Genomic DNA, 12,932 nt, shown 5'->3' with positions numbered 1-12,932 from the left:
TACGATACTTTATTTAAGAAGAAAGAACAGGTGTTGAAAATAATGACGAAGCCTTTTATATATGATTACACGCTCGAAGAGCTAGAAGCGTGGGCTAAAGAGAATGGTGAACCTAAATTTCGTGCTGCACAAATATACGATTGGATCTATGTTAAACGTGTAAATGACTTCTCTGAGATGACGAATCTCTCAAAAGCACTGCGTGAGAAACTTAATGATCAGTTCCAGTTTGTTACGCTGCGTGAAATTACTAAATTTGAGTCTAAAGATGGAACCGTTAAGTTCCTATTCGGACTGCATGATGATCACGCAATTGAAACAGTAATCATGAAACATAATTATGGAAATAGTGTTTGTGTAACAACGCAGGTAGGCTGCCGTGTAGGTTGTACTTTCTGTGCATCCACACTCGGGGGACTAAAACGTAACCTTACAGCTGGTGAAATTATTGCTCAGGTTGTCCGTTCTCAGCAAATTTTGGATGAGCGCGGCGAACGTGTAAGCAGCATCGTTATTATGGGTACAGGAGAACCATTTGAGAACTATGACGAGACGATGAAATTCCTTAGAACGATGATTCATGAAAAAGGACTTAATATCGGACAGCGCCATATTACCGTCTCTACAAGCGGTATCGTTCCTAATATTTATCAATTCGCGGATGAAGACACGCAGATTAATCTCGCCATTTCCATTCATGCGCCAAATGATAAATTACGCTCCAAGCTCATGCCGGTTAACCGCCGTTTTCCTTTTGATGATGTGATGGAATCCTTGCGTTATTATCAGGCAAAAACAGGACGAAGAATTACTTTTGAATACGCACTAATCGGCGGAGTTAATGATCAGCCTGAACATGCTGAGGAACTCGCAAGCGTAATTAAAGACATGATATGTCACGTGAATCTGATTCCAGTTAACCATGTGCCGGAGCGGAAATATGTAAGAACCGCACGTAAAGACATATTCCAGTTCCAAAGAATTCTTGCCGAGCAAGGCATTAATGTAACCATTCGTAGAGAGCAAGGACACGATATAGCGGCAGCGTGCGGACAGCTGCGCGCCAAGCACATGGAAGCATGAGGTGAGTGATGAAGGTGATGAATACAGTACATGTCAGCCACGTAGGGCGGGTTCGTTCCGTGAATGAAGATTCAGCCTGGGTCCGCCAATTAGATCAAGGTTATATTCTTGGTATTGTAGCGGACGGCATGGGAGGTCATCTGGCCGGGGATACAGCGAGTCGTCTCGCTGTAGAAACCGTCTCACAGGACCTGTCCGGGCTTGAGACTGAACTGCCTTTATCGACACTGTCAGCTGCGCTAAGCGATGCAATTCTGCATGCGAATGAGGTAATTTTTCGTCAGGCTGCAGAAAATGAAAAGTTTCATAATATGGGAACCACTGTTGTTGCTGTTCTGATGAGCGATTCGGCAGGAGTTATAGGCCATATTGGAGACAGCAGAGCTTATCTTATATCAGATCGTAAAGTAGTACAGCTCACGGAGGACCATACTCTTGTAAATGAGCTGTTTAAAAACGGTCAGATCAGTGAAGAAGAAGTTCAAGTTCATCCACTTAAAAATGTCGTCACGAGAGCACTTGGTACAGATAAGGAAGTAGATGTAGATCTCTATTCCGTCCAAATGGAACCAGGAGATGTACTAATGCTTTGCAGTGATGGCTTAAGTAATATGGTCAGCAGTGAACAGATCCTTACGATTGTCGGACAAGCAGATCTTCTGCTGGCTGAACGGGCGGAAAGACTGCTTCAGCTGGCACTACTTGCTGGCGGGGATGATAATATAACGGTTGCCCTTTTTGAAATGCCCCTAGCGGTAGCTAGCGGCAAGGAACAGGGGGGTAACATATGATCGGACATCAGCTTGGCGGTCGTTATGAAGTAATAGAACGCATTGGCGGGGGCGGCATGGCCTTGGTTTATAAGGCTCAAGATATCTTGCTGAACCGTAATGTCGCAATCAAAGTTCTTCGCCAACAGTTTGTACATGATGAAGAATTTATTAGACGTTTTCGTAGAGAAGCTCAATCGGCTGCTTCTTTATCCCATCCGAATGTAGTCAGTATTTATGATGTGGGTCAAGAAGACGAAATCCATTACATTGTAATGGAATATATTGAAGGACAGAACTTAAACGAGATTATTAAAGAACGTGCGCCGCTGCAGGTAGAGGAAGCGGTAAGAATCGCTTGCCAGATTGCGGATGCACTGGATCATGCACATCATAACCAGATTATTCATCGCGATATTAAGCCGCATAATATTTTGATTGGCAGAAACGGCCGGGTAAAAGTGACAGACTTTGGAATCGCTCGGGCTGTAACGTCTACGACAATAACGCAAACCGGTTCGGTCGTTGGTTCGGTGCATTATTTCTCACCTGAACATGCTAAAGGGGTAGTGACTGGTGAGAAATCCGATCTATACTCTCTTGGTATTGTTTTATACCAAATGCTCACAGGACAGCTTCCTTTCTTAGGGGAAAGTCCTATCAGCGTTGCCCTTAAACATCTTCAAGAAGATTTTGAGGAACCGAGACTTCTGAATCCGCTGATTCCGCAAAGTGTTGAAAATATTATTCTCAAATCGATGCGTAAAGATCCAAATGAACGATATCAATCAGCCCTTGAGATGCAGACAGATCTTGAGACTTGTTTGTTTCCTGATCGGCTTCAGGAACCGAAGATGATGTTTGATGATGAGTTTGATATCGATCAAACGCGAGTCATTCCTGCTATCAAACCAGAACAGTATACTGCTGTTAACACAGATACATCTGGGATGGATCCGGAACCTGCAGATCATAGTGCTAAGCCAAATAAGAAATCTAAGAAACGGGCAACTTTTTGGGTAACATTAACTCTCGTTGTCCTTATTGCCCTTGCTGGAGTCGTCTTTTATGTAGAGAAGGTGCTTGTTGTTCCTGACGTACCTGTTCCGAGTGTCATTTCTTTAGACGAAGATGCGGCGAGAAAGCTTCTTACGGAAAGTGGACTCGAAGTCGATGAAGTAATTGCAGAATACAAAGAGGGAGTCGATCCTGGAATTGTATTTGAACAGAGTAAACCAGAAGGCAGTCTCGTTAAAAAAGGTTCCTTAATTGACCTGACCGTTGGTGCTGAAAAACCCCAGGAACAAATGGTGGATGTAACGGGAGAAAATTACGAAGATGCTGTGCAAAAGTTGCTGGCTCTTAATATAAAAAATGATAATCAGATCAAAAAAGAAGAAAGTTTCAGTGATGAGGTTGTAGGGACGGTCATTAGTCAGTCGATTGCGCCAGGGGCCGAATTTGATCCAGATACAGCTGAGATTGTTCTTACCGTCAGTAAAGGCCCAGAACTCATATTAATGCCTGATCTGATTAATAAGTCGCGTTCTGAAGCAGTTAAACTGATTGAAGATAACAACTTAAAACTTGCTGAAATCAAGGAAGAGTCCAGTTTTCAAGTAGAAAAAGGAAAAGTTACACAGCAGTGGCCTGTAGACGCGGGATCCTCCATTGCACCAGGTACAGAGATTACAATCTATGTAAGTACCGGGTATTCGCCGGAAACAATTGAATATACGTTCGCATTCCTTATTGCACCTAGTGAGGAAGGGAAGAACAGTAAAGTTCGAGTCGTGTATACAGATGCTCGAGGGGAAAATCAAGAGTGGGGTACCAAAACGATTAATAAAGCACAGACCTTCTCCGTTCCGCTCGTGCTTGCACCTAATCGTGATGGTTTTGTAACGGTTCATCGGGATGGAGAGCTTGTGGATACCTACAAGGTGGGATACTTTGATGCTAAGAACGGCAATGTAGAAATTCCTGAGATCAAATCGAATTCTGTGCCGGAAGAAGGCGGAGGAGGAGATGAAGGACCGGGTGCCCCTGCAGTAGATCCAGAAAAAGATACCACGGCTAATAATGGTAATGAAAACAAGAACAATAGTGAGAAGAATGACAATAAGGGTAATAATGGAGAGAACGGTAACGATAAGAACGATGATCAAGGTAACGGTCAGGGAGATGAAGATCCATCCGATGATGAGGATGGCGATGAGTGATAGATGAAATATGAGTATACACTCTTCATTTCAGGCGCCGAATAGGCGCCTGTTCTTATATTCCGTAGCAATATGAAATGTATAAAGGACGGTGGATTCATGCTCGATGGAGTTATTATTAAAGCATTAAGCGGATATTATTATGTTAAGCCACTTGGAGAGGATGGAGCTCCGATCGATTCGGAATCCTCCGTTCAATGCCGGGGGCGAGGGGTCTTCAAAAATAGAGGTATCTCCCCACTGGTAGGAGACCGAGTGAAGTACGTTCTTACTGAAAATGGAGAAGGAACCGTTACTGAAGTTTTACCCAGAAAGACAGAATTGATCCGGCCGCCAATGGCAAATGCACGTCTTGCCGTATTAGTATTTTCATTAAAAGAACCAGAAATGAATGTTCAGCTGCTTGATAAATTTTTGGTACACATTGAGCAGGCGGGTCTTACTGCTATCATATGTCTGACCAAGAGTGACTTGGTGGATGAAAAAAGCGAACAAAAATACAAAGAAATTATTGAACTCTATAAGAAAATCGGCTACGAGGTCATTCGTACAAGTTCTAAGGAAGGACTTGGTTTTAACGAACTGAAGGAACATCTTGCGGGTGAAATCAGTGTTTTTTCAGGACAATCGGGTGTAGGGAAATCATCGCTGTTAAATGCAATGATGCCAGGACTTACTCTTGAAACAAACGAAATCAGCATGAAACTTGGCCGGGGGAAACATACCACACGTCATGTGGAGCTGATCCCACTCGATAACGGTGGTTTTGTTGCTGATACCCCAGGCTTTAGTCAGCTGGATTTCCTTGAGATCGGTGTAGAAGAGCTCGGAGAGTGTTTCCGTGAGTTCCGTGAATACTCAGGCGGATGTAAATTCCGAGGGTGTACACATACGCATGAGCCCGGCTGTGAAGTGATTCGTGCCAAAGCAGATGGCATGATTGCAGAAAGCAGATATCATCATTACGTTCAATTTTTAGAAGAAATGAAGGACAAAAAGCGGAGGTACTAACTATGACAATTAAAATCGCACCATCTATCCTATCCTCAGATTTTGCACGCCTCGGCGCTGAAGTAGCAGAAGCAGAAGCTTCTGGTGCGGACTGGATCCACGTTGATGTTATGGACGGACATTTTGTTCCTAATATTACGCTGGGACCGCCGATTGTAAAAGCAGTTAAACCACACACAAGTCTCCTGCTGGATGTACATTTAATGATTGAAAATCCAGAGCTTTATATTGCTGATTTTGTAAAAGCAGGAGCAGGTATGATTACGGTGCATGCGGAGGCCTGTGTTCATCTGCACCGGGTAATTCATATGATTAAGGAACATGGCATCATGGCAGGCGTAGCGCTCAATCCTGGCACTCCTGCAGCTCATGTACAAGAAGTTCTGGATGACGTAGATATGGTGCTGGTTATGACTGTGAATCCTGGTTTTGGAGGACAAGCATTTATTCCAGGCACATTACGTAAAATCCGCGAAATCCGCAGTTCGTTGCGAGAAAGAGGACGTGCGGACGTTCATATTGAAGTAGATGGAGGAATTACGAAGGAGACAGCTCCGCTTGTAGTGGAGGCAGGAGCCGACGTACTCGTTGCTGGCAGTGCTGTATTTGGAAGAGAAGATCGTGCAGAAGCAATTACTGAGATACGTCAAAGCCTCGGAGGATAAAAATGACCTTTAAAGAAGCAATGTGGACTTCGCTTATTAGTCTTGTTACGGGAACCTTATTAGGTTCCTTTGCATTACTCCCTTCTCCTATTAATGCAGTCGTATCGCTTCTTGGTGTTATTCTTGTGATTTGGTTTTTCCGTAAGTTTGAGCGAAAAGGGATTCGCATTACTTTTGTTATTTTTACCGCCGTATATTACTTGTTATTTATCTTATTATGGTCGGCATATACCTTTATAAAAATGAATCCGCCGCAGGTTTAAGCAAAGCTAGTGGCATAGCAAGACAGTGTCCTGCATAAATATGGTTACATGAGCGCGATTCTCATGTAGCCTTTTTTCGTATAATCCTGGTTTTGATTCTAAAGCGAATAGGAAGGCTTCTTGCACGATAAAAGGTGGAGCACATGAGGATGATGGGGAGGGTTAAGTATGAAATTCTACACGTTTAAGCTTCCAAAATTTTTAGGAGGTTTTGTGAAAGCGATCCTTAACACGTTCCAGAAATAAAATCGGCTTGAGGTGTGTTCATTTTACGCTGAGAAGAGCTGGCATAGGAAGGGTCGCCGAAATCCAGACATGAAAAAAGCACCTAGTCAGAAGGCGAGGTGCTTTTTGTCTTTGTATTCTATAGACGTTGCTAAGATTATACGCGAGTTACTTTACCGGCTTTCAGAGCACGGGTGCTAACATAAACGCGTTTTGGCTTACCGTCCACCAGAATGCGAACTTTTTGAACGTTTACGCCCCAGGAACGGCGGTTACGGTTGTTAGCGTGAGAAACATGGTTACCGCTACCCGGTTTTTTACCTGTCACATAACATTTGCGAGACATAGATTACACCTCCTATTCTGAAAGTAACCGTTATCCGCAAGGTCAATGGTTGTACTTCAGACCAAATTTGGCCATACTTAATCCAATACACCTGCATAAAACAATACTTAAATATAATATCATATAAGAAAAAGCTTAGTCAACATAAACAAAAACTTTATTTATTTCTCCTCATGATTATAGTACAATGAGGTATAGTCCATAATACTGCGGAAAGACCGCTGTCGCTTGAGTCACTACTCAGCGGAACAACGGATGTTAGAGCTTTTCTCGAAGGCAACTGCCTTTTTTTGAACAAGCTCCCGCATCAAGCTAGGAAGGGGAATTCTCACTTGAGTAAACGTTCTTTAAATGGAACAGATTTCTACGCGATGGTTTTAGCCGGAGCGGATCAATTGCATAAGCATGCTGAACATGTCAATTCCCTCAATGTATTTCCTGTTCCAGATGGAGATACGGGTACAAATATGAATTTGACAATGAGTGCCGGTGTGGCCGAACTTAAAAGAAACAGCTCTAGTTCCATTGGAAGCTGTGCAGGGATTTTATCGAAAGGCCTGCTAATGGGCGCGCGGGGGAACTCGGGTGTGATTTTGTCGCAGTTGTTCCGAGGCTTCAGTCGTTACGCTGCCCCATATGAGGAGCTGAATACAGTTCAATTTGCTGCTGCCCTCCAGAACGGTGTGGATACCGCATATAAGGCTGTAGTAAAACCAGTAGAAGGTACAATCCTCACGGTTGCCAAGGAAGCGGCAAAGCATGCGACTTATTATGCTCGTCGAACCACTGACATTACTGAACTTATGAGTGAAGTATTAAAAAAAGCAAATGAAACTCTTGCCTTAACACCGGAAATGCTTCCTGTACTTAAACAGGTAGGCGTTGTTGATTCCGGCGGAAAAGGACTTGTATATATTTATGAAGGATTTATGGAGTACTTACTTGGCGGAACTGCCCAAACAGATTCTAAAGTTCAACCTGCTAAGGAAATGACTCCGCCGGCTCCTGTTGCAAAAACGATGCCAACTGCACCACCCACTCATCGTGAACTTCCTGACACAGCGCAAGCTAGACTGGAAACTGAGGATATTGAGTTCCTTTACGATATGGAATTTTTCATTAACCGTCAGTTAGGTGATGCACAGGGAACGCCATTCGATGAGGAATATTTTAGGAAAGCGTTGTCAGTAAATGGAGATTCCATCATTATTATCTCAGATGATGAAGTCATTAAAGTACATGTTCACTCCAAAACACCAGGTGATGTACTTAACTTAGCGCTTCAATACGGAGAAATAACACAAATTCATATCCTGAACATGCGAGAACAGCATCGTGATTTGCTGACAGCGGGTATGGATGCTGCTGCAGAGCCAGGGCTCTTTGCGGATATTCCGACGGAACAAGAGCTTACTCCAGAACTGTCAATACCGCCGGCAGATGAACTTGCACCATTTGGCTTTATTGCTGTTTCTTCTGGTCAAGGGATCGAAGAGGTATTCAAAAGTCTTGGAGTAGATATTGTTCTATCCGGTGGACAAACCATGAATCCGAGTACAGAAGATTTTGTGAAAGCCATTCATTCCATCGACGCAGAACATGTATTTATTCTGCCGAACAACTCTAACATTGTTCTTGCTGCTAAACAGGCAAGAGATTTGTTAGAAGGAGAGCGTCTTGTTACCGTCATTCCAAGTAAGACGATTCCGCAAGGGATTTCCGCTGCTTTTGCTTTCCAGGAAGATGAAAGTGCAGAGTCCAATGAAGAGAATATGCTAGAAGCCATAGCTCATGTTCGTTCTGGTCAAGTTACCTATGCGGTAAGAGACACGGTATTCGATGATCTTGAGATTAAAGCAGGACACTTTATTGGTATTCATGATTCCAAAATTGTGGCTACGGAGGAAGGTCTCGTTCCTACTTGTGAGCAGCTGCTGAGCAAGATGATTGAGAGCGGTGATGAAGTAATTACAATACTGTCAGGTGAAGAAGCCGATGAGGCAGATACAGAGCGTCTAGCATCATGGCTTGCTGCTGAATATCCAAATGCAGAGATTGAAGTACACGAAGGCGGTCAGCCAATCTATGCTTATCTCTTCTCGGTTGAAGCTTGATCATAAATAAGGGGGTCCTTTTTCATGAGCCAAGTTTTCATTGTTACGGATAGTACTGCGGATATTCCTGATGAACTTGTTGCGAAGTATCAGATTCATGTGGTTCCGCTTCGAGTCGTATTTGATCAGGAAACATATCTCGATGGGATTGAACTCAGTCCTGCTACGTTTTATGAGAAACTTGGGAATGCTAAGGTACTGCCTTCCACTTCCCAGCCTTCGCCAGTCGAGTTTATGAATGTGTACAGCCAAATTCTGAATGATCATCCAGGCAGTCAGATTGTTTCGATCCACTTATCATCAGGTATGAGCGGAACATATCAATCTGCACTGCTTGGTAAATCGATGCTTGAAGATGAGCAGACGGCAGAGATTACGGTTATTGATTCTAAATCTGCCAGCTATGGGTATGGACTGCTCGTTGTACATGCTGCACAGCTGGCACAGGCGGGAAAGAATGCACAAGAGATTGAAGCCGCTGTACTTAGGCTTCATCAGCAGCGTAAGCTGTATTTCTTAGTGGATACCTTAGAATATTTGCAAAAAGGCGGACGAATCGGTAAAGCTTCTGCTGTATTGGGTACCTTGCTTAATATTAAGCCTGTTCTATCGATAGACGATGAGGGAATTATCTACGCTGTCGAGAAGATTAGAGGCCAGAAAAAAGCTATGGAACGCATCATTCAGATGTTTGAACAAGACTTTGCGGGAAAACGAATTAATATTGCTGTCGGTCATACAGCCAATCCTGCCTCGGCTGAAACTTTTATCTCACTGATCCAAACCCGGTTTGAACTCGGTGAAGTGGTTTATCCGAACATTGGTGCTGTTATTGGCAGCCACGTAGGTTTTGGAACGATTGCTATTTTTGTATGGCCGGCATAAAATGAGGGATGCTTTATGTTGTTAGAAGAAACATCGGTGAAGCAAGTTAGCGGCGTGAGTGCTCTTAAAGAAGAAGAGCTTCACGCCTTTGGCATTTATACCGTGAAAGATTTGCTTGAGTATTATCCTTTCCGTTATGAGGACTACCGTCTGCGTTCTTTAACAGAGGTGAAAGATGGGGATCGAGTGACGGTTCAGGCCAAAATCATGGGTGTACCTGTGCTGCAGCGATATGGTCGCAAGTCGAGACTCACTTGCCGGATGATGACAGAAGATTTTATGTTCTCAGCGACATGGTTTAATCGTCATTTTCTGAAAGATCAGCTAACGCCGAATCGGGAAATCACGCTGACGGGAAAATGGGATCAGAAACGAATGCAGCTTACTGTCTCGGAGTCTGAATTTCCAGACAAAGGAGCAGTACGTACCGGGTCTGTTCAGCCTGTCTATTCTATAGGCGGGAAGATGACACAAAATTGGCTGCGGAAAACCATTAACCAAGCACTTCAGCAATATGGCGACCTTGTACCTGAATTGCTTCCTGCTGAACTGCTTAGTAAATATAACCTCATGCCTCGTAAACGGGCTATCGCGCTGATTCATCAGCCTGGTGATCCAGAGGCTGGTCAAGAAGCACGTAGACGTATGGTATACGAAGAACTTTTTTTATTTCAACTGAAAATGCAGGCATTTCGTGCTATAAATCGAGGGAAAAGCGATGGAGTCGTACATACCGTTTCCAATAGCACCGTTCGAGAGTTTGTTCGCAGTTTACCTTTTGAGCTTACGGATGCTCAGAAACGAGTAGAACTGGAAATATTGCATGATATGCGCTCTCCGCACTGCATGAACAGGCTGCTTCAAGGAGATGTTGGTTCAGGTAAAACGGTCATTGCTGCCATCGCTTTGTTCGCTGCGGTACGTTCTGGTTTTCAGGGGGCGTTAATGGTGCCGACTGAAATATTGGCAGAACAGCATATGCGCTCGCTTGAAAAGCTGTTTACTCCTTTTGATATCCAAGTGGCTCTGCTCACAGGAAGCACACCAGGCCGTAAACGAAAAGAGATTTTAGCGGGACTGCAAATGGGTCTTATCGACGTGGTCGTAGGTACGCATGCTCTTATACAGGATGATGTATTTTTCCGAGATATTGGCCTTGTTGTTACGGATGAACAGCATAGGTTTGGGGTCAATCAGCGCAGTGTACTGCGCCGTAAAGGATATAACCCAGACGTTCTCACGATGACAGCTACACCAATTCCAAGAACACTTGCCATCACGGCCTTTGGTGATATTGATGTATCCACTATCTCTGAACGTCCTAAAGGGAGAATCCCAATCTCTACTTACTGGGTGAAGCACGATATGATGGATCGGGTCATTGGTTTTATTACTCGAGAACTGAGTCAAGGTCGTCAAGCGTACCTGATCTGCCCTCTCATTGAGGAATCGGAGAAGCTCGACGTTCAGAATGCGATTGATCTGCATGTAGCGATGCAGCAAGCTCTCCCTCAGTATCAGGTAGGTCTTCTGCACGGGCGCATGACGCCGTCAGAGAAAGAAGAGTCGATGCGGCTTTTCTATGAGAACAAGACCCAGATGCTTGTATCCACTACCGTAGTTGAGGTGGGAGTCGATGTACCGAATGCGACGCTGATGATTATTATGGATGCAGAGCGATTCGGACTCTCCCAGCTTCATCAGCTACGCGGGCGTGTAGGAAGGGGCTCCCATGCATCGTATTGCATACTTATTGCAGATCCGAAGTCAGAGATAGGCCAAGAGCGAATGAAGGTTATGACAGAAACGGAAGATGGATTCGAGGTTTCACGGCGGGATCTGGATTTGCGGGGACCCGGAGATTTCTTTGGAACGAAGCAAAGCGGTATGCCTGACTTTAAAATTGCGGATATGGTCAGCGACTTTGAAGTGCTTGAGGTAGCCCGTGATGATGCTGCTTCACTCGTATCTAGTGAGTCATTCTGGACTTCTCCTGGATATGAGGCGTTACGAGGTTTCTTGCAGAAGGAACAAATTTTCCAAGGCGATATCATGGATTAAATCATGTTTTATAAAATAGAGGTCAAGTGGACGGGCACCTCTCGCATATAGTAATGAGGGACTACAATATGCGGGAGGTGTAACGTTCTTTGAGCTATCAAAAATATGGCATTAGTCCGCAGCTGGTGGAGCGAATCAAGACAAAAATGAAAAATCCGGCAGCGAAGGAACGAGTCAAATTGCTGGTTGATGGAGTTACAAAATCAGATCTTCAGAATAGTGCCAAAGTAAGACGACTGGTAAAATCGTCTGCTGCTATATTGAATGAGAAATTTACGCCGGCGGATGAGGAACGTTTTGTCAAATTTGTGGTTGACCAAAAGATAGATCCGAACAATACTTTGCATCTCATTAAACTATGGGGAATGTTTCGCTGAATAGGTGGGTGCAGGTTGATCTTTGTTTAGGTTACTGCTGATCTGAAATGATGTCTTGCGTGTTGTGCGAAAAAAAACTGCAAAAAAGAGGGGGACTGAATTTATATTCAGCCCCCTCTTTTTTGATTATGGCTTGAAGTTAATCTAGGATACTTCCATTATACCTGTGTTAATCTAGGATACTTCCGTTATACCGGCGAGATCAGCTCGATACTGTCATTCGCTACCTTGCCCACGGCAGCAGATACCGGATAAGCCTGCATCTGATTTGCAGGATAGGGGCTAAGAAGCGAGGATATCTCCTCTGGGCGCTGAACCGATCGATTCAGCCACCGATCTTCCTGTCCCGAAGGGATGACAACAGGCATACGATCATGAATGGGAGACATAAGAGAATTGGGCCTTGTGGTAATGATGGTACAGCTGCTTACTTTTTGCCCTTCTGGGCTTATCCATATGTCGTATAATCCTGCGAAACTAAAAATACCTTTGTCTTCCATGGTGATTCGAAAGGGTACCTTTTTTCCATTCTCCTGCTTTTGCCATTCATAGAATCCATCGGCTGGTATAAGGCAGCGTTTACGAAGAAAGGACTCACGGAAGGCAGGTTTCTCGAGCAGGGTCTCGCTGCGAGCATTGATTAATTTACTGCCGATGCTGATATCTTTTGCCCAGTGGGGGATCAGTCCCCAGCGGAGTGTACCCGCTCTTCGTCTTGTACCATCATGAATAATGGCAACAACCTGCTGGGTTGGCGCAATATTATAACGAGGGCGGTAATCCATATATTCTGGAATATCATCAAGCATATAACGAAGCATCAATTCTTCCATCGTGACACCAAGGGTGAATCTTCCGCACAAAGTTAGCACACCTTCCGTTTTTGTATCATTATAACGTATGACTCCTT

The 12,932-nt window shown here is 44.1% G+C and carries 13 protein-coding genes; 11 read left to right on the top strand and 2 right to left on the bottom strand.

All coding sequences use genetic code 11. The features are described 5' to 3' along the window. The first annotated feature begins 42 nt into the window (after window positions 1-42). The 7 genes from rlmN (at window position 43) to spoVM (ending at window position 6,260) form a co-directional block, all read left to right on the top strand. Window positions 43-1,083 carry a 23S rRNA (adenine(2503)-C(2))-methyltransferase RlmN gene (gene rlmN, locus PV403_RS16910; protein ID WP_160033594.1) on the top strand — a complete coding sequence of 347 codons (1,041 nt, stop codon included), beginning with the start codon at window positions 43-45 and terminating at the stop codon, window positions 1,081-1,083. Window positions 1,084-1,097: 14 nt separating this feature from the next. Then, complete coding sequence (locus PV403_RS16905) at window positions 1,098-1,874, top strand: Stp1/IreP family PP2C-type Ser/Thr phosphatase (RefSeq protein WP_213529850.1); 777 nt, start codon at window positions 1,098-1,100, stop codon at window positions 1,872-1,874. Then, window positions 1,871-4,075, top strand: coding sequence for a Stk1 family PASTA domain-containing Ser/Thr kinase (gene pknB / locus PV403_RS16900; RefSeq protein WP_213529848.1), 2,205 nt, complete (start codon window positions 1,871-1,873; stop codon window positions 4,073-4,075). Before PV403_RS16905 ends, pknB begins: the two co-directional genes overlap by 4 nt. Window positions 4,076-4,174: 99 nt before the next feature. Beyond that, a complete protein-coding gene (gene rsgA, locus PV403_RS16895; protein WP_213530259.1) occupies window positions 4,175-5,086 on the top strand; it encodes a ribosome small subunit-dependent GTPase A in 912 nt (303 codons plus the stop codon). Between the two features lie 2 nt (window positions 5,087-5,088). Further along, window positions 5,089-5,751, top strand: a complete 663-nt coding sequence (gene rpe, locus PV403_RS16890) for a ribulose-phosphate 3-epimerase (RefSeq protein ID WP_213529846.1) — start codon at window positions 5,089-5,091, stop codon at window positions 5,749-5,751. Window positions 5,752-5,753: 2 nt separating this feature from the next. Further along, window positions 5,754-6,014, top strand: coding sequence for a hypothetical protein (locus PV403_RS16885; protein ID WP_160033586.1), 261 nt, complete (start codon window positions 5,754-5,756; stop codon window positions 6,012-6,014). A 168-nt stretch (window positions 6,015-6,182) separates the two neighbouring features. Continuing rightward, complete coding sequence (gene spoVM, locus PV403_RS16880; RefSeq protein ID WP_091159225.1) at window positions 6,183-6,260, top strand: stage V sporulation protein SpoVM; 78 nt, start codon at window positions 6,183-6,185, stop codon at window positions 6,258-6,260. 136 nt (window positions 6,261-6,396) lie between these two features. On the opposite strand, the gene rpmB is transcribed toward spoVM, so the two are convergent. Then, the gene (rpmB, locus tag PV403_RS16875) at window positions 6,397-6,585 is read right to left on the bottom strand and encodes a 50S ribosomal protein L28 (RefSeq protein WP_047910965.1); all 189 of its coding nucleotides are present in this window, start codon (window positions 6,583-6,585) and stop codon (window positions 6,397-6,399) included. Between the two features lie 332 nt (window positions 6,586-6,917). Here rpmB and PV403_RS16870 point away from each other — a divergent pair, with 332 nt between their 5' ends. The 4 genes from PV403_RS16870 to PV403_RS16855 all read left to right on the top strand — a co-directional run bounded on the left by PV403_RS16870 (window position 6,918) and on the right by PV403_RS16855 (window position 12,022). After that, entirely contained in the window at window positions 6,918-8,699 is a 1,782-nt protein-coding gene (locus PV403_RS16870) for a DAK2 domain-containing protein (protein WP_213529844.1), read from the top strand. A gap of 24 nt (window positions 8,700-8,723) precedes the next feature. After that, window positions 8,724-9,584 (top strand): DegV family protein, encoded by an 861-nt coding sequence (locus tag PV403_RS16865; RefSeq protein WP_213529842.1) that lies wholly within the window; start codon window positions 8,724-8,726, stop codon window positions 9,582-9,584. A gap of 15 nt (window positions 9,585-9,599) precedes the next feature. After that, complete coding sequence (recG, locus tag PV403_RS16860; protein ID WP_213529840.1) at window positions 9,600-11,645, top strand: ATP-dependent DNA helicase RecG; 2,046 nt, start codon at window positions 9,600-9,602, stop codon at window positions 11,643-11,645. Window positions 11,646-11,734: 89 nt separating this feature from the next. After that, complete coding sequence (locus PV403_RS16855) at window positions 11,735-12,022, top strand: stage VI sporulation protein F (RefSeq protein WP_213529838.1); 288 nt, start codon at window positions 11,735-11,737, stop codon at window positions 12,020-12,022. Window positions 12,023-12,210: 188 nt separating this feature from the next. Here the strand turns inward: PV403_RS16855 and PV403_RS16850 are convergent, their stop codons facing one another. Beyond that, window positions 12,211-12,885, bottom strand: coding sequence for an SOS response-associated peptidase (locus PV403_RS16850; RefSeq protein WP_332085349.1), 675 nt, complete (start codon window positions 12,883-12,885; stop codon window positions 12,211-12,213). Between the last annotated feature and the right edge of the window lie 47 nt (window positions 12,886-12,932).

The sequence above is a fragment of the Paenibacillus sp. GYB006 genome, assembly GCF_036577645.1.
In the GTDB taxonomy this organism is placed as follows: Bacteria; Bacillota; Bacilli; order Paenibacillales; family Paenibacillaceae; genus Paenibacillus.
This window is presented reverse-complemented; position numbering and strand designations above follow the sequence as displayed.